This window comes from Nocardia sp. NPDC087230 (assembly GCF_044744725.1).
Taxonomy (GTDB): domain Bacteria; phylum Actinomycetota; class Actinomycetes; order Mycobacteriales; family Mycobacteriaceae; genus Nocardia; species Nocardia canadensis.
Window position 1 is genome coordinate 292,146 of record NZ_JBIUYV010000005.1, and the last position, 17,065, is coordinate 309,210.

13 protein-coding genes are annotated in these 17,065 nt (G+C 69.8%); 2 read left to right on the forward strand and 11 right to left on the reverse strand.

The window, feature by feature from the left end; genetic code table 11:
• The first annotated feature begins 139 nt into the window (after window positions 1-139).
• A complete protein-coding gene (locus tag ACIO52_RS19585; protein WP_402645554.1) occupies window positions 140-1,558 on the forward strand; it encodes an NAD(P)/FAD-dependent oxidoreductase in 1,419 nt (472 codons plus the stop codon).
• A 14-nt stretch (window positions 1,559-1,572) separates the two neighbouring features.
• Here ACIO52_RS19585 and car read toward each other — a convergent pair whose 3' ends face one another.
• Window positions 1,573-5,073, reverse strand: a complete 3,501-nt coding sequence (gene car, locus ACIO52_RS19590; protein WP_402645557.1) for a carboxylic acid reductase — start codon at window positions 5,071-5,073, stop codon at window positions 1,573-1,575.
• Window positions 5,070-6,596: a carboxylesterase/lipase family protein gene (locus ACIO52_RS19595; RefSeq protein WP_402645560.1), complete on the reverse strand. Its 1,527-nt coding sequence runs from the start codon at window positions 6,594-6,596 to the stop codon at window positions 5,070-5,072. The genes car and ACIO52_RS19595 overlap by 4 nt, the downstream gene beginning before the upstream one ends.
• Before the next feature lie 80 nt (window positions 6,597-6,676).
• Here ACIO52_RS19595 and ACIO52_RS19600 point away from each other — a divergent pair, with 80 nt between their 5' ends.
• On the forward strand, window positions 6,677-7,450 hold the full coding sequence (locus tag ACIO52_RS19600; RefSeq protein ID WP_402645563.1) for a uracil-DNA glycosylase: 774 nt from the start codon (window positions 6,677-6,679) through the stop codon (window positions 7,448-7,450).
• A gap of 255 nt (window positions 7,451-7,705) precedes the next feature.
• On the opposite strand, the gene ACIO52_RS19605 is transcribed toward ACIO52_RS19600, so the two are convergent.
• From ACIO52_RS19605 to ACIO52_RS19645, 9 genes are all read right to left on the reverse strand, one after another.
• Window positions 7,706-8,437: a hypothetical protein gene (locus tag ACIO52_RS19605; protein WP_218720335.1), complete on the reverse strand. Its 732-nt coding sequence runs from the start codon at window positions 8,435-8,437 to the stop codon at window positions 7,706-7,708.
• A 105-nt stretch (window positions 8,438-8,542) separates the two neighbouring features.
• Entirely contained in the window at window positions 8,543-9,040 is a 498-nt protein-coding gene (locus ACIO52_RS19610; RefSeq protein WP_402645567.1) for an SRPBCC family protein, read from the reverse strand.
• 39 nt (window positions 9,041-9,079) lie between these two features.
• Window positions 9,080-9,772 carry a TetR/AcrR family transcriptional regulator gene (locus tag ACIO52_RS19615; protein WP_402645570.1) on the reverse strand — a complete coding sequence of 231 codons (693 nt, stop codon included), beginning with the start codon at window positions 9,770-9,772 and terminating at the stop codon, window positions 9,080-9,082.
• Between the two features lie 5 nt (window positions 9,773-9,777).
• Window positions 9,778-11,943 (reverse strand): 3-hydroxyacyl-CoA dehydrogenase NAD-binding domain-containing protein, encoded by a 2,166-nt coding sequence (locus tag ACIO52_RS19620; RefSeq protein ID WP_402645573.1) that lies wholly within the window; start codon window positions 11,941-11,943, stop codon window positions 9,778-9,780.
• Window positions 11,944-11,945: 2 nt separating this feature from the next.
• The gene (locus ACIO52_RS19625) at window positions 11,946-13,157 is read right to left on the reverse strand and encodes an acetyl-CoA C-acetyltransferase (RefSeq protein WP_218720342.1); all 1,212 of its coding nucleotides are present in this window, start codon (window positions 13,155-13,157) and stop codon (window positions 11,946-11,948) included.
• A gap of 31 nt (window positions 13,158-13,188) precedes the next feature.
• Window positions 13,189-13,965, reverse strand: a complete 777-nt coding sequence (locus ACIO52_RS19630; RefSeq protein WP_218720344.1) for an enoyl-CoA hydratase — start codon at window positions 13,963-13,965, stop codon at window positions 13,189-13,191.
• Window positions 13,962-14,858, reverse strand: a complete 897-nt coding sequence (gene mmsB, locus ACIO52_RS19635; protein ID WP_402645577.1) for a 3-hydroxyisobutyrate dehydrogenase — start codon at window positions 14,856-14,858, stop codon at window positions 13,962-13,964. Before mmsB ends, ACIO52_RS19630 begins: the two co-directional genes overlap by 4 nt.
• Complete coding sequence (locus ACIO52_RS19640; RefSeq protein ID WP_316574868.1) at window positions 14,855-15,925, reverse strand: enoyl-CoA hydratase/isomerase family protein; 1,071 nt, start codon at window positions 15,923-15,925, stop codon at window positions 14,855-14,857. Before ACIO52_RS19640 ends, mmsB begins: the two co-directional genes overlap by 4 nt.
• Entirely contained in the window at window positions 15,922-17,061 is a 1,140-nt protein-coding gene (locus ACIO52_RS19645; RefSeq protein ID WP_218720348.1) for an acyl-CoA dehydrogenase family protein, read from the reverse strand. Before ACIO52_RS19645 ends, ACIO52_RS19640 begins: the two co-directional genes overlap by 4 nt.
• Window positions 17,062-17,065: the final 4 nt, after the last annotated feature.

The window sequence follows — 17,065 nt, forward strand, 5'->3', positions numbered from 1 at the left end:
TCCTCCACTCCGCCCAGGGATCGGCAACGGGCGAGCGGGCGCGAATCCGTTGCGTCCGTGTGCTGTTGACAGTGGTCGCCGCCGACCGGATCATCGTCTCGGACACACTGTCCGAGACTCGATGACCGAGGCGGTACCCATGCTCGATTCCCCCGTCACCTCGGCCGAGTCGGCCGACGTCGTCATCGTCGGCGCGCGCTGCGCCGGCTCGGCGACCGCAGTGACGTTGGCGCGAGCCGGCCGCAGAGTCGTCGTCCTGGATTCCGCCGCCCTGCCCTCGGACACCCTGTCCACCCACCTGCTCTGGCCCGCCGGGCTGGCCGAGCTCCAGCGACTGGGCGTACTCACCGAAGTCGAGGCACTCGGCGCCCCGCGACTGACCCAGGCCTACGCCGAAGGCGCCGGATACGGCATCACCTCCACCTTCCCCACCGTCGACGGTATCGACTACGCCATGTGCGTGCGCCGCACCGGCCTCGACGGCGTCCTCGTCCGCGCCGCCGTCGCCGCGGGCGCCGACGTCCGCCAGCGCTGCCGGGTCACCTCGGTGATCTGGGCCGACAATCGCTGCGCCGGCGTCCGATACACCGACCGCTCCGGCGCCGTCGTCGAGATCCGCGCCGCCCTGGTCGTCGGCGCCGACGGCAGACACAGCACCATCGCCCGCGCCGTCGGCGCCGACGACCCGTTCCTCACCGTCCCCAGCGGACGCGACTGCTACTACGCCTACTGGCGCGACACCGACGACACCCCGCGAGACACCGCCGCGCAATGGCGCGCCGGCGCCGATCTCGGCACCGCCTTCCCCTGCGACGACGGCCTGATCCTGAGCCTGGTCCAACCACCCGCCACCCGCGAACGCTCCGGCCCCGGCGAAGCCGAACGCCGCTACACCGAAGCCGTCGAACGCATTCCCGCCCTCGCGGCCCGGCTCAACGGCTGCCACCGCGTCGGACGCGTACGCACCGCCACCGGCATCTCCTCCTACTTCCGCCGATCCACCGGCCCCGGCTGGGCACTGCCCGGCGACGCCGGGCACTTCAAAGACCCGGTGACCGCCCAGGGCATCCGCGACGCCCTGCACTACGGCCGACTACTCGCCGAAACCGTCGCCGACACCCTCGACAACCCCGCCACCCTCGACCGCGCCCTCCGCGACTGGGAACGCCGCCGCATCATCGAATGCCGCGCCATCTTCCACTGGACCAACCGGCTGGCGCGCGGAGAAGCCATGCGCCCCTTGGAGACCGAGCTCTACGGCCGCGCCACCGACGACCCCGAACTGGCCCGGATCACCACCGGCATCTTCTCCCGCACCCGGCCACCGGCGGACCTGCACACTCCCGTCCTGGCGCTGCGGCTGGTCGCCGGCGCGCTGCGCCATCAGCGCAACATACCGGCCGTCCTCGCCGACCTCGCCCGCGAAATCCGGGTGGCCGCACGCAACGCCCTGATCACCCGAACCACGCTGCGCGGCACCCCCTCCCGGTCGACACCGCCCCCGGCTCCCAGCACACCGTTGCTGACGGCGGCCCACGGCGAGTCCCGCCCCGACTGACCACGGGCCGCCGGCTACTCCTCCCCCGGCCCATCCAGCAGATCGAGGCCGACCAGATCACTGACGTACTTGCCGATCAGCGCGCGACCCAGATGCGGGATATCCCGCTCGGTGCCGATCCCCGCCGCGCGCACCGCCGCCCGGAACCCGTCCGCGGGCAGCGCCGACCCGGGCAGCGGGCGCCCAGGACGACGGTGCGCCTGCAACAACGGCAACAACGTGTGCTTGCGCTGCCCCTCCGGCAACGCGCGCAGCGCGGTCTCGAAGCGCGCGAACCAGTCCGCGTAGTCCTCGATCCGATCGATCCGATGCCCCGCCTCGATCAGCCAATCGACGAAACTGTCGAGCGAGATGCCGTCGTCGTGCGGATTGACGACGTCGTAGGTCCGATACCCCGCGACCGCCGCCGCACCCAGCGCAGTGACCGCCGCCGCGACGAAATCGGCGGGCAGCCCGTCGTAGTGCGCGCGCTGCCGCCGCCCCTGAGCGTCGGTCAGATAGAACGACACCGGCGCGAGACCGGTCACCAGCACGCTCAACAGCAGCCGGGTGAACACGTCGGGCACATTGAGCTGACCGCGATAGGTGCTGTGCGCCAGAATCATGTCCGACCGGAACACCGCCACCGGCAGCCCGAACCGATCCGACGCCTCCCGCAACAACACCTCACCCGCCCACTTGCTGTTGCCGTACCCATTGGCATAGCTCGAGTCCAGCCGCCGGACCGGACTCATCACCCGCACATCACCGTCCTCGGCGAAGGACTCCCCCTGCGCCGCCACCGCCACGGTCGACAGATAACTCACCGGCTTCCGGGTCGCCGTCAACGCCAGCCGGATCACCTCCGCCGTACCGACCACATTCGGGCCGAACAACTGCCCATACGGCAGTACATGATTCACCAGCGCCGCCGAGTGCACGATCAGCTCCGCCTCCTCGGCCAGACGCTGCCACGTCGAGGCGGACAGACCGAGATTCGGTTCACCGATATCCCCCGCCAGCACCTCGAGCGCATCGTCGGCGAGCGCGCGGAAATGCTCGCGCAGCACCGGATCGGTGTCGAACGCGGCGTCCAGGCGCGCGCGAGCGGCGGCCGCGTCACCACCGCGCACCACACAGATCACCCGGCCACCCCGCGGGGCCAGCCGTTCCAGCCAGGTCAGCAGGAGAAACCGGCCCAGGTAGCCGTTCGCGCCGGTGATCAGGACCGTAGACGGCGAGACCGCGGCGGGCGGCAGCTGCGGGGCCCGATCCAGCGTCGCCGCGTCCAGGAACTCCGCCAACCTCAGATCGGACGCCCGGATCTCGGTCGCCCCGGCACCGTGCACCGTCTCGGCATCGATCCTGCGGGCACCGAGCGCACGCTCCCGACCGACATAGTCCGCGATCCGGGCCAGATCACTGTCCGGCCCGAGCAACACGTTCACCGGCACCTCGACCTCGAGCAGTTCCCGCAGCAACGTCGAATACGACAGCGCCGCCAGCGAATCCCCACCCAGATCACCGAACCGTGCCTCGGGCCGCAACTGCGCGGCCGAGCACCCCAGCACCGCCCGCGCCGCCCCGGCCACCGTGTCGAACACCGGCAGACCGGGCGCGTCCCGGCGCAACCGCCGCAACTGCGCCTCCTGGTCGCGCGCGACATCGTCGTACAGCGCTTCCAGCCGCTCCCCGTACCGCTGCTTCAGCTTGGGCCGCAACAACTTCCCGACCCCCGACAGCAGGCCGTCGGCGATCGAGAACGGCTCGGTCTCGATCAGGAAGTCGCGCGGGATCTCGTACGGCTCCAGTTCGGCCGCCACCGCCACCCGATGCAACGACGCACTCACCGCCGCCCGCACGTCCCCGGCGGACCCGGCCAGGGCCGCCTCCGTCGGCACCACCACCGCGAGCAGATACGCCCGCTCGCTACTGCCGTACACGAAGATCTGACGCACCAGATCCGCCCCCGCGAACACCGCCTCCAGCCGCGACACCGTCACGAACTCGCCCTGCGACAGCTTCAGCACATTGTTGCGGCGATCCACATACGCCAGCCGGTCCGGCGCCAGCTCGGCGACCACATCACCGGTGCGGCAGAAACCGTCCTCGTCGAACACCTCCGCGGTGACCTCAGGGCGCCGGTAGTAGCCCGAGATCATCGTGGTCGTCTTGAGCAGCAGCTCACCCCGCGGATACGGCTTGTCGGTAGCGAAATAGCCGAGCTCCGGCACATCGACCAGCTTGTAGTCCAGCACCGGCGGGCGCATCACCTTCGTATCGAAGATGACACCGCCCCCGGTCTCGGTCGACCCGTAGCCGTCGTGCAACCGCAACCGCAACACCGACTCCACGAACTCCCGCAGATCCGGCGCGATCGGCGCGCTCCCACACAGCACTGTCATCAACCGGCCACCCAGGAACTGTTCCCGCAGTTCGGTGCGCACCTCCTCGGCCAGCGCCCCCGCGTCGACGCCCGGCCCCGACCGCCGATCCACCTCCTGCCGGAAACGCTGCAGAATCATGTCGCACACTCGCGGCACCAGGAAGATCTCCGTCGGCCGCACCAGCGCGATGTCCTCGAACAGCGTCGACATATCCGGCGCCGCCGCGAAATACGCGGTCCCGCCGCGCGCGAGCACACCGGTCAAGGTCAACCGCGCCGCGATATGGCTCATCGGCAGGAAGTTCACATTCAGCACCGCCACCGGACGGGCAGGCTGCCAGCCCGCCGCCACCAGGCGATGGGTGTACATCGCGCCCTTCGGCGTGCCCGTGCTGCCCGAGGTATAGATCAACATCGCCAGCGGATCCTCGCCCGGGGCAGGCACCGTCAGCGGCGCGGGACCGGCGCGACGACCGCGGGCGATCGCCTCATCGATCGTGTGCAGCGCCACCGTCGACCCCGCCGCGGTCAGCCGGGCGCGGGCGGCGGCCAGTGCGTCGCGGTGATCGTCGTCGTCCGCGTGATGATCGAACACCAGCAGCGAGTCCGGCGCCGTGCCCGCCAGCACCGTCTCGACCGCCGCCGCCAGATGCGCGGTGTCGACGGCGAACACCCGCGGCTCGGTCTCGTCCAGGATCGAACGCAGTTGCGTCAGACCGGCTCCCGACTGCAACGGCACCGCGACCCCACCCAGATGGATCGTCGCCAGATCCAGCACCGTATAGTCGGCACCAGTGAACCCGAGCGTCGCGACGAAATCCCCCGCCCCGACACCCGCGCCGTGCCACGCGGCGGCCAGCGCGCGAGCCCGCTCCCACACCACGCCGTAGGTCACCAGCTCGAATTCCGGCAGCAGACGGCGCGTCACGCGGCCGCCGTCGACGACCGGTTCGGTGCGACGGACACCCAGGGCTGGCCGATCCGAGTACGCGGTCATCACCGTCGAGACGATGTGTGCCAGAGGCAATCCCGGCGTCGTGACCGTCGCATGGACGTCCTCCAGCGGCGTCGCCGCCCGGATCTGCTCGTCCTCGGCGTAGAGCGCCCGGATGCGCTCCGCCAGCCGGCCCGCGTCCAGCTCGACCGTCATGCCCCGTTCCGATCGACCGGACCACCCAGCGCGGAGATCCGGACGTCGCGCCAGGCTTCCCGCCGCGCCGCCTCGGGATCGATCAGCACCCGGGGCGGATGGTCGATGATGCAGGTCGCCCTGCGCTCGGCCGTGTACGGCGACCACGCGGGCAGCGGCGCGCCGGTCCGGGCGAAAGTCAGCCAGTTGTCCTGCATATGATCCTGCACCGCGAGAAAGGCCCGCCGACCGCCCGCGGCCGTCATCGCCCGGCCGACCGGACTGTCGACCCAGCCGAACACCGGCACCAGATCCAGCGCGTGCGTCGCACCGAACCCGGCCAGGCGCACCGCCCGGGGCGCGTAGTCGAACCGGTAGGCGTAGGTCGGCGCATACCGGCTGTGACCTTCCAGTACGGCCAGGGTCGGTCGCAGGAACATGAAGTCACCGCCGATCCGCACCGCGGTCCGCGCGGCCGGGTACCCGGGGTAACTGCGGACCACTCGCTGCTCCGCACCTGGAGCGCAGCGTCCGAACGTGGACGTGAGCTGGGCGGGCGTGTGCGGCACCGACTTCATGAACCGCTGGAACAACGTCGCCTCGTCGCGATTGGTGCCGATGATCAGCGGCACGCGATGCGCACGACCCGCCGCGATCGCATCGATCGGCGCCTCCGGCAGGAACTTCCCGTCGACCACCGGGCTGTAGGGAAAACTGCCCGGACGTTCCCGCAGGGTCCGGTACAGCGCGCGATCGGCCGCCCGGCACAGCTCACTCGCCGGCGCCGTCGCCAGCACCGAGGCCGCGTCGGCGGGATCGGCGCCCAGCCGTTCCAGGCAGCTGCGCGCGAACTCGCGCGCTTCGGCAGGCTCGGATGTCCAATCCGCCGGCGCGCTCTGCGCGATCGCCTGATGGAACAAGCCCGCCGCGGCGGGTGTCGCCAGCAGCGAGATCACCGCGTGCGCACCCGCCGACTCCCCGAAGATGGTCACGTTTGCGGGGTCGCCACCGAACGCGGCGATATTGCGCCGCACCCAGTCGAGCGCGGCGACCTGATCCCGCAGACCCAGGTTCGACTCGAAAGGCCTTTCCGGCGTGGAGAACTCGCTGAAATCGACATAGCCCATCGCGCCGAGCCGGTATGTCACCGACACCACGACCACATCGCCGCGCACCGCCAACCGTGCACCCGAGTACATGCTGGCCGCGCCGATCACATACCCGCCGCCGTGGATGAACACCATCACCGGCCGCGGACTCTCCGACGGCGTCAGCGGGGCGGTCACATTCAGGGTCAGACAGTCCTCCCCCGTCGGCTGCCACGTGCGGGCCCCGGTGCGAGCACCGTTGGGGTGCTGCATGGCCGCGAACCCGTACTCGGTCGCCGAGCGCACCCCCGTCCAGGGTTGCACGGGTTGGGGGGCGCGGAACCGTAGTTCTCCGACGGGCGCGGCCGCATAGGGAAGGGCTCGCCAGCTGACAACTCGACGGCCCGCACGACCGCGCACGACTCCGTCGGCGGTCACGATCTCTGTGGACACCATGCGCCCCACAGTACGTGGTACCAGCGGTACCGCGCAGGTGGTTCGGCCGTCTGCCGAACCCCGCCGACTAGACTGGGCCGATGGCCGGCGACGCCCCGGAAACCGCACCGCTCGCGGCAGTAGATGCCCGGAGCGTCGCCGACCTCGACAGCCTGATCTGCACCTGCCGCGCCTGTCCCCGCCTCGTCGCCTGGCGCGAGGAAGTGGCCCGCGTCAAACGCGCCGCCTACCGCGACGAGGACTACTGGGCCCGCCCCGTCCCCGGCTTCGGCCCCGACGACGCCGAGATCCTCGTCGTCGGCCTGGCGCCTGCCGCCAACGGCGGCAACCGCACCGGCCGCATGTTCACCGGCGACCGCAGCGGCAACGTTCTCTTCGCCGCGCTGCACGCCGTCGGCCTGGCGACCGGTGCGCAGCCGGTCAGCGTGGACGACGGCATCGAACTCCTGAACACGCGCTTGACCGCACCCGTGCACTGCGCACCCCCGGAGAACAAGCCGACCAGCGAGGAACGCCACCGGTGCGCCCCCTTCCTCAGCAGAGAACTGGAACTGCTCGCGCCGACGGTGAAAGTCATCGTCGTCCTGGGCGCCTTCGGCTGGCAGGCGCTGTTCACCGTGCTCACCGGCGGCGGCTGGACCGTCCCCCGCCCACGACCACGCTTCGGCCACGGCGCCGAAGTCACCCTCGCCCATCCGGACGGCCGCACGATCACCATCCTCGGCTGCTACCACGTCAGCCCGCACAACACCTTCACCGGCCGACTCACCCCGGCCATGATCGAAGACGTCTTCCGCACCGCCCAGTTGATCGCCGAGTCCGGACCCACTGCTGACCAACCCCTCCTGTCCTGAGCTTCTTTTGAAAGGGTGCGTGGCATGGTCGGGCGAGATATCCGACAGGGATGACATTCATTGTTAGATGCGCATATCTACGTCTCTTAATGTTCGAAATGGGTTCAGGGAAGCAGGCCAAGACCCGGATCCGGGCGATCGTTCCCGCCCGCGCCGCCGACACTCCCCTCGCCTGCCGTCGGTGGCTCGCACTCGCTCCGCTCCCCCACCGTCTTGTCGACTCACCGGCGACCCCTCCCCCGCCCCCGCATTCGGTCAACCGCGATCGAGCACCGCATGGATCTCCGAGAGAAGCTCCAGAGTGTTCGGATCGTCCGCGCGCTCGAAGGCCGCGACAACGGCACCGAGCGCCGCACCACCGTTGAGCCAGTCGACCAGCTCGCCGTAATCCCCCGACCCCTTGTCCCAGTAGGCATTCGAGGGAACCGTGACATCACCTTTCCTCCGGCAGTGCTGCGAGACGAATTCGTGCAGCCGCTGCACCCCCGCATGGCCCGCAAGTTCACCCCACTCGATCAACCGAGCCGCGACAGTGCCCTGTGCCGACCCGAGCGCACACAGCACAGTGCCGATCGACACCTCCGGCCTGCCATCGGTGAACTGGTCCCGCCACAGCGCATCCATCACCGCGGTGATCGCTTCCGCTTCCGGCCAGCTCTGCCAGCCCGCTCGGCCCAATTTCCCGTAGACCACCTCCAGGTCCGGCATCGCCGCGTCGTGCGTATGCGAGAGCTGCAGGATTCTCCCTGCCAGGTACCGAAAGTCCGTCGCCGAGCCCACCGTCGTCAGAGCGCGGTAGGTGTAGGCGCCCAGATCCGATCCCGTCAGGTCACGGCGCCGACGACGCAGCAGGATCGCGTAGTCGCCGGAATGACGGCAGCACGGACACGCCGCGATCGACGCGGGCGCAGGTACCCGGGCGAACGCCTCGTCGAGGGCCGACAACGCGGTGGCCGGCGACTGTGCCTCGTTTTCCCCGTCGATCACCGCGACGACGTTACGTCGGGCACACGCAGTTTCGCACGAGGAATTCGAAGCCACTCCGGCTGCCGCCCCTCCGTCGGCGAGATGCGGGCAGCCGGAGCAACGAAGTCAGTGCACCTGGGCTTCGACCTTCCCGACGATGCCCCGGGCGATGGACCCCGTGAGGCGGGTCGTGATCGGGCCGGACAGGCGCAGCAGCGGGCGCAGGGCGGGGCCGCCTTCGAGAGCGAAAGTCCAGGTCAGCCTGGTACCGGTGGCGGTGGGGGTGAGCTGGATGTCCTCGGCGAAGCGGCGGAGGCCGGGAATGGAGGCCGCGTCGACGGTGAAGGTCATCCGGCGCTCGTCGTCCCAGCGGTAGAAGCGTTCGGTCAGCGCCGCGGCGCCCGCGAGGGTGACGACCCGGGTGGACCCGACACCGAAGGGCGGCGGGGAGATCCAACGCATCCCGGTGACGGCCGCCGACCACGACACCAGCGCGTCGTCGGCGGTCAGCGCGCGCCAGACGGCGCTGGGCGGCGCCGCGAGGTCGACCACGTGCACGTAGCGGTCGGTGGCCGTCGCGAGGAAGGTGTCATCGGATTCGTGCAGGGCAAAGGACGGTGACATAGCTGTTCGATCCGTTCAGTCGGTGGCGACGGTGATCGCTCACGCCGATCGCTTGTCGTAGTGGGTGTTCGCCCGGTCGAGCCTGCGCTCGTACCCGGCCAATCCGGTCCAGCACAGGGCGGCGGCGACCTCGACGGCGTCCTGTTTGGGTATCGGCCTGCCCGCGTCGAGCCAGTGGCGGGCAGCCAGATGGCTGGAGCCCACCAGGCTCCAGGCGTACATATCGGCCGGTGCGGCGCCGACCCCGACCACGCGGAGTTCGGCGGCGACGAGATCGGCGCACGCGCGCATCGCGCTGCGCACCCGCCACTCGATACTCGGTTCGCTCGGCACCGGTGACTCGAAGACCAGCACGTGGCCGCCGGGATCCTCGTCGACGAAGTCGAAGTACGCCGACACGGCCACCCGCACCCGGTCGCGCGGTGTGGTCTCGGCCGCGACCGCGGCGCGGACCCCGTCGACCATCCGGTCCAGATACTGTTGCAGCACCGCCAGATACAGGTCCAGCTTGTTCGCGAAGTGGTCGTAGAGCACCGGTTTGCTGATCCCGGCGCGCGCACCGATCTCCGCCATGCGCGCGCCGTGATAGCCGTTGGTGACGAACACGTCCCGAGCCGCGGCGACAACCGCGCGCCTGCGGTGCGCGCGTCTGCCGTCGCCGCGCACCCCGCGCGCGGAGGTCACCCCCGCGCCCGGCAGCACCGGAGGCCGGGAAGTCGTGTCCGTCGTCATGACGCTCAGCCGAGCGTTTCCCCGGCGGCGGCCTTGGTCCGCAACGACTCCGGCACCTCGAACCGATCGCCGTAGGCGGCCCGCAACTCGTCGGCACGGGCGACGAACCCGGCGAGCCCACCCGCGTACTGGTTGATGTACTGGACGACGCCGCCGGTCCACGCCGGGAACCCGATGCCGAAGATGGAGCCGATGTTCGCGTCCGGCACCGTGCGCAGCACGCCTTCGTCGAAACACCGCACGGTGTCGAGGGATTCGGCGAACAGCATCCGTTCCTGCATGTCGACGAACGGGATGCCGTGATCGTCGCGGGTGTACTTCTCGACCAGGCCCGGCCACAAACCCAGCTTCTTGCCCTCGGCGTCGTAGTCGTAGAAGCCGCGACCCTCGAGCCGGCCGGGCCGGTCGAAGTCGTCGACCATGGCGTCGACCAGCGGATACGCCCTGGACTCGGTCCAGCGCTTGCCCTCGGCGAGCAGGTTCTCCTCGAGGCTGCGCCGGATCTTCTGCGCCAGTTTCATATTGATCTCGTCGGCCAGCGCCAGCGCGCCCACCGGATAACCGGCCTGGGTGGCGGCCTGTTCCACCGACGCCGGGTGCACGCCTTCGGCGACCAGCGCGATCGCCTCGTCCATGAACTGGCCGATGACCCGGCTGGTGAAGAAGCCGCGGCTGTCGTTCACCACGATCGGGGTCTTCTTGATCGCCAGGGTGTAGTCGATGGCCCTGGCGATCGCCTCGTCGCTGGTCTGCTCGCCGACGACGATCTCGACCAGCGGCATCTTGTCCACCGGCGAGAAGAAGTGCAGACCGATGAAGTCCTGCTGCCGCTGCACGCCGGTGGCCAGATCGGTGATCGGCAGCGTGGAGGTGTTGGAGCCGAGCAGGGCGTCCGGGTTCACCAGTGTTTCGATCTCGCCGAACACCTTCTGCTTCAGGCCCGGATCCTCGAACACGGCCTCGACGACGAAGTCGCAGCCCGCGGCGTCGGCCGGGTCGGCACTCGGGTGGATGCGGCCGAGGATCCGGTCGTACTCGTCCTGGCTGATCGCGCCCTTGCGCAGCGCCTTGTCGAGCAGCTTGCGCGAGTAGTCCTTACCGCGCTCGGCCGCCTCGATCGTGATGTCTTTGAGCACGACCTGCATGCCGGCGCGGGCCTGCACATAGGCGATGCCCGCGCCCATCATGCCCGCGCCGAGCACGAGGACCTTCTCCGGCGTGCGCACGGGGAAGCCTTCGGGGCGGCTGCCGCCCTTGTTGATCGTGCCCAGGTCGAAGAACAGGGACTTGATCATGTTGGTCGAGATCTGGCCGCAGATCAGGTTGGTGCAGTAGCGCGTCTCGATCGCGAACGCGGTATCGATATCGACCTGCGCGCCCTCGACGGCCGTGGCCAGCACCGCGATCGGCGCCGGCATCGGGGCGCCCTTGAGCTGCTTGCGGACGTTGGCCGGGAACGCGGGCAGGTTGGCCGCCAGCGCCGGGCTCGACGGGGTGCCGCCGGGGAGCTTGTAGCCCTTCACATCCCACGGTTGCGCCGCCTCGGGGTTGGCCGCGATCCAGGCGCGGGCCTTGTCGAACATCTCCGCGCGGGTGGCGGCGATCTCGTGGATGATCCCGACCTGCAGGGCCTTCGCGGGCTTCATCCGCTGGCCCTGGCCGACGACGTTGAGCACCGCGTCGGTGATGCCGAGCAGTCGCACGGTCCGGGTGACGCCACCCGCGCCGGGCAGCAGCCCGAAGGTGACCTCGGGCAGGCCGAGCAGACTGCCTTTGGCGTCGAGCGCGATGCGGTGGTGGGTGGCCAGGGCGACTTCGAAGCCGCCGCCGAGCGCGGTGCCGTTGATCGCGGCGACCACCGGCTTGCCCAGCGTCTCGAGCCGGCGGAACGCGGCCTTGTAGGTGTCGAGGCCGAGGGCTATGTCGGGCGCGGTCGCCGGCGTGGCGTTCATCAGCAGGTTCAGGTCACCACCGGCGAAGAAGGTGTCCTTGCCGGAGGTGAGGATCACGCCGTCGTAGGTGTCCTTCTCGGCCTCGAGCCGGTCGACCGTGGCGGTGAGGTCACGCGCGAACGCCTCGGTCATGGTGTTGGTCGACTGGTTCGGGTCGTCGATGGTGAGCACGAGCACCCGGTCGGCGCCGAGGTCCCAGGCGATCATGGTGTCGGTCATGGTCAGATCCTCTCGATGATGGTGGCGATGCCCATGCCGCCGCCGATGCACAGCGTGATCAGCGCGCGGCGGGCTCCCCGCCGCTCGAGCTCGTCGACCATGGTTCCGGTGATCATCGCGCCGGTGGCGCCCAGCGGGTGGCCCATGGCGATGGCGCCACCGTTGACGTTGAGCTTCTCGTCCGGGATGGCCAGCTTCTTCTGATAGTTGAGCACCACCGACGCGAAGGCCTCGTTGAGCTCGAACAGGTCGATGTCGTCGACCGTGAGTCCGGCCAGGGCCAGCACCTTCTCGGTCGCCGGGACCGGGCCGGTCAGCATGATCGTCGAGTCGCTCCCGCTGACGGCCGACGCGACGACCCGGGCGCGCGGCGTGAGACCGGCTGCGGCACCGGCGGCCTCGCTGCCGATGAGCACCAGTGCCGACCCGTCGACGATGCCCGAGGAGTTGCCCGCGTGATGGACGTGATCGATCTTCTCGACCTGGTGGTACCGCTGCAGGGCGACGGCGTCGAATCCGCCCATCTCCCCCATCGCCGCGAACGACGGGGTCAGCCCGGCCAGGCTCTCGACCGTGGTGTCCGGGCGCATGAGCTCGTCGTGGTCGAGCAGGACGGCGCCGTTGATGTCCCGCACGGGCACGACGGACTTGGCGAAGTAGCCGCCGGACCAGGCAGCGGCCGCTTTCTGCTGCGACCGCACCGCGAACGCGTCGACATCCTCGCGGGTGAAGCCCTCGATGGTGGCGATCAGGTCCGCGCTGACACCCTGCGGCACGAAGTAGGTGCTGTAGTTGGTGACCGGGTCCATCGCCCACGCGCCGCCGTCGGAGCCCAGCGGAATCCGCGACATCGATTCCACGCCACCGGCGATCACCAGCTGTTCCCAGCCCGAGCGCACCTTCTGCGCCGCGGTGTTGACCGCCTCGAGACCCGAACCGCAGAATCGGTTGAGCTGCACGCCGGCGACCGTGTCGGGCAGTCCGGCCGCGAGCGCGGCCGTCTTGGCGATATCGGCGCCCTGATCGCCGACCGGGGAGACCACGCCGAGGACGATGTCATCGATCGCTGCCGGATCCAGCCCGGGGTACCGGACTTTCAGCTCCTCGATGAGCCCGACCACCAGGTCGAGCGGTTTGACGCCGTGCAGGGCGCCGTTCTTCTTGCCGCGACCGCGCGGGGTGCGGATCGCGTCGTAGATGAATGCCTCGGTCATGGTTCCTCGAAACTGTGTCGTCGTTGACAGGTCAGCGATGGGTGAACTGTGCGGTGCGCTTGTCGACGAAGGCGTTCATGCCTTCCTTCTGGTCCTCGATCGCGAACAGCGAATGGAAGACGCGGCGCTCGAAGCGGATACCCTCGGCGAGGGTGGTCTCGAAGGACCGGTTCACCGCCTCCTTGGCGATCATGGTGACCGGCAGCGACTTGGCCGCGATGGTCTCGGCGACCTCCGCGGCGACCCCGAGCAGGTCGTCGGCGGGCACGATGCGTGACACGAGTCCGGCCCGTTCGGCCTCCTCGGCGCCCATGTTCCGACCGGTCAACACCAGGTCCATCGCCTTGGCCTTGCCGACCGCCCTGGTGAGGCGCTGCGAACCACCGATGCCGGGGATCACGCCCAGCTTGATCTCGGGCTGCCCGAACTGCGCGGTGTCGGCGGCGATCAAAATGTCGCAGAGCATGGCCAGCTCGCAGCCGCCGCCGAGGGCGTACCCCGCAACCGCGGCGACGGTGGGCTTGCGGAACTGGGCCAGCCGGTCCCAGCGGGCGAAGAAGTCGTCCATGAACATGTCCATGTAGGACTTGGGCTGCATCTCCTTGATGTCGGCGCCCGCGGCGAACGCCTTGGCCGAGCCGGTGATCACCACCGCGCCGATCTCGTCGTCGCGTTCGAGCTCGTCCAGGGCGGCGACGATGTCGTCGAGGACTTGGGTGTTGAGCGCGTTGAGGGCCTTGGGCCGGTTCAGGGTGATCCAGCCGACCCGGTTCTTGCGCTCGAGCAGGATCGTCTCGTACGTGGTCATTCGGTGCCCTCCCCGGAACGCTCCCGGATGTCGGTGACGATCGCCGAGAAGTCCCGGCGCGCGTCGGTCTGGTTGAACCGCTCGTAGATGGCGGCGGCGAGCTCGCCGAGTTGTCCGTCGATACCGTTGGCGCGCAGAGCGTTCGCGGCCAGGGTGAGGTCCTTCGACATCAGCGCGGTCGCGAAACCGGGCTGATAGTCGTTGTTGGCCGGGCTCGCGGGAACCGGGCCGGGGACCGGGCAGTAGCTGGTCAGCGCCCAGCTCTGGCCCGACGCCGTGGAGACCACGTCGAAGAACGACTGATGGCTCAGGCCGAGCCGTTCACCGAGCACCAGCGCCTCGGACAGCCCGATCATCGAGATGCCGAGCAGCATGTTGTTGCAGATCTTCGCGGCTTGGCCGACACCGGCGTCACCGCAGTGCACGACCTTGCCGCCCATCACGTCGAGAACCTCGCGCGCCTCGGCGAAGTCGGCGGCCGCACCGCCCACCATGAAGGTCAGCGTGCCCGCCGTCGCGCCGGCCACACCACCGGAGACCGGGGCGTCCAACGGCCGGTGACCGGCCGCCACCGCCTGCGCGGCAGCGGCTTTCGCGTCGGCGACGTCGATGGTCGAACAGTCGATGAACAGCGTGCCCGGCGCCGCGGCCGCCAGTAGTTCCGCGTACACGTCGAGCACGAGCTTGCCGTTGGGCAGCATGGTGATCACCAGGTCCCGGTCGACGGCCGCGTCGGCGGCGCGCTCGACCACGGTCGCGCCGTCGGCGCGCGCCTGGTCCTGCGCGGCGGGCACCGGATCGAAGGCGAGCACGTCGTGTCCGGCGCGCACCAGGTTCGCCGCCATCGGCGCGCCCATGTGGCCGAGTCCGAGAAAACCGATCTTCTTGCTCATCGCCGTGCCTCCTGCGTGGTCGCGCCGAGTTCCTTGTCGCCCAGTTCGGCGAAGTACGCCGCGACCTGCGCGTCGTCGACCTCGGCCAGGGTCGCGGGCAGCCACCGCGGGTTGCGGTCCTTGTCGATGACCTGGGCGCGGATCCCCTCGACCAGGTCGTGCGAGCGCAGCGAGGCGATCGAGACCCGGTACTCCTGATCGAGCACCGCCTCGAGGCTCGGCAGATCCCGCGCCGCTCGCAGCGAGCGCAGCGTGACCTTCAGCGAGACCGGCGATTTGGCCAGCATCTCCTCGGCGGCCTTGGTCGCCTCGGGTGAGTCGGCGGTCTGCAGGCGGGCCGCGATCTCCTCGACGGTGTCGGCGCTGTAGCAGGCGTCGATCCAGCTCCGCTGGGCGAGCAGCTCCGACGACGGCGCCGGTTCGGCGAACTTCTCGATCGCGGCGTCGACATCGGTCGTGCGCAACGCGTCGAGCAGCGCCGGGAGGGCGCCGGACGGGACGTAGTGGTCGGCGAAGCCGGCCGCGATCGCATCGCCCGCGCTCATCCGCGCGGTGGTCAGCGCGACATGCGTGCCGATCTCGCCCGGTGCTCGCGAGAGCAGGTAGGTACCGCCGACATCGGGGACGAAACCGATCCCGACCTCGGGCATGCCGATTCGGGACCGCTCGGTGACGATACGGTGGCTGCCGTGGCCGGACAGGCCGACACCGCCACCCATCACGATGCCGTCCATGATCACCACGTACGGCTTGGCATAGCGGCCGATCAGCGCGTTGAGGTGGTATTCGTCGCGCCAGAACACCCCGGTCGGCGAATCGGCATTCGCCGCACCGCCTTGCGCGTCGGCGTGGATGGCGACGATGTCGCCGCCCGCGCACAGACCGCGCTCACCGGCGCCGGTGACGACGACCGCGCGCACCGCGTCGTCGTCGGCCCATGCCCGCAGGGCGTCCGTGATGGCCAGTGCCATCGGATGATTCAGCGCGTTGATGGCCTTGGGCCGGTTCAGGGTGATGAGGCCGAGGCCGTCGGCGACGGCGATCAGCACTTCGGGTTCGTCGGTCATGCCGCTCCTGTCAGGGTGCGGGCGACGACCACCCGCATGATCTCGTTGGTGCCCTCGAGGATCTGATGCACCCGCAGGTCGCGGACGATCTTCTCCAGGCCGTATTCGTGCAGGTAGCCGTAGCCGCCGTGCAACTGCAGCGCCTTGTTGGCGACCTCGAAGCCGGCGTCGGTGGCGAAACGCTTGGCCATCGCGCACAGTTCGACCTTGTCCGGCGCCCCGGCGTCGAGCGCGGCCGCGGCCCGCCACAGCAGAGTCCGTGCCGCTTCGAGCTCGGTGCGCATGTCGGCCAGGTCGAACTGCAGGGCCTCGTTGCGCGCCAGCGGCTTGCCGAAGGCGTGCCGTTCGGCGAGGTAGGGCACGGTCTTGTCGAGCGCCGCCTGCGCGCCGCCGATCGAGCAGGCGGCGATATTGAGCCTGCCGCCGTTGAGCCCGTTCATCGCGATCGCGAAGCCGTCGCCCTCGGCGCCGAGCCGGTTGGCCACCGGCACGCGGGCGTCCTCCAGGATCACCTGGCGGGTCGGCTGGGCGTTCCAGCCCATCTTGCGCTCGTTCGGCCCCACTGTCAGGCCGGGGGTGTCGGCCGGGACGATCAGCGCCGAGATGCCGCGCGCGCCCGCGCCGCCGGTACGCACCATCATCACGTACACGTCGTTGGCGCCGGCACCCGAGATGAACTGCTTGGCACCGTTGAGGACGTAGTCGTCGCCGTCGCGCACGGCTCTGGTGCTCAGGGCCGCCGCGTCGGATCCGACCCCTGGTTCGGTGAGGGCGTAGCTGCCGAGCAGCTCCATCGACGCCATACCCGGCACCCAGCGGTGCCGCTGTTCGTCGGTGCCGTAGGCGTCGATCATCCAGGTCGCCATGTTGTGGATCGAGATGTAGGCCGCCACCGCGGGGCACCCGGTGGCCAGTTCCTCGAAGATCCGCACGGCGTCGAGCCTGCGCAGGTGCGAACCACCGACGTCCTCGCGCACATAGATGCCGCCCAGGCCGACCGGGCCCGCTTTGCGGAGCACGTCGACCGGGAAGTGTTTGCGCTCATCCCATTCCAGCGCGTTCGGCGCGAGGAACTCGTCGGCGAACTGCCGCGCGGTCTCGCCGATCGCGCGTTCGTCGTCGTTGAGAGTGAACACGGCC

Bases quoted from the DNA above. Each gene is read 5' to 3' on its own strand.
- ACIO52_RS19615 (WP_402645570.1), bottom strand. From the start codon at position 9,772: ATGACGACGGACACGACTTCCCGGCCTCCGGTGCTGCCGGGCGCGGGG.
- mmsB (WP_402645577.1), bottom strand. From the start codon at position 14,858: ATGAGCAAGAAGATCGGTTTTCTCGGACTCGGCCACATGGGCGCGCCG.
- ACIO52_RS19610 (WP_402645567.1), bottom strand. From the start codon at position 9,040: ATGTCACCGTCCTTTGCCCTGCACGAATCCGATGACACCTTCCTCGCG.
- ACIO52_RS19585 (WP_402645554.1), top strand. From the start codon at position 140: ATGCTCGATTCCCCCGTCACCTCGGCCGAGTCGGCCGACGTCGTCATC.
- ACIO52_RS19625 (WP_218720342.1), bottom strand. From the start codon at position 13,157: ATGACCGAGGCATTCATCTACGACGCGATCCGCACCCCGCGCGGTCGC.
- car (WP_402645557.1), bottom strand. From the start codon at position 5,073: ATGACGGTCGAGCTGGACGCGGGCCGGCTGGCGGAGCGCATCCGGGCG.
- ACIO52_RS19640 (WP_316574868.1), bottom strand. From the start codon at position 15,925: ATGACCGACGAACCCGAAGTGCTGATCGCCGTCGCCGACGGCCTCGGC.
- ACIO52_RS19600 (WP_402645563.1), top strand. From the start codon at position 6,677: ATGGCCGGCGACGCCCCGGAAACCGCACCGCTCGCGGCAGTAGATGCC.
- ACIO52_RS19595 (WP_402645560.1), bottom strand. From the start codon at position 6,596: ATGGTGTCCACAGAGATCGTGACCGCCGACGGAGTCGTGCGCGGTCGT.
- ACIO52_RS19620 (WP_402645573.1), bottom strand. From the start codon at position 11,943: ATGACCGACACCATGATCGCCTGGGACCTCGGCGCCGACCGGGTGCTC.
- ACIO52_RS19630 (WP_218720344.1), bottom strand. From the start codon at position 13,965: ATGACCACGTACGAGACGATCCTGCTCGAGCGCAAGAACCGGGTCGGC.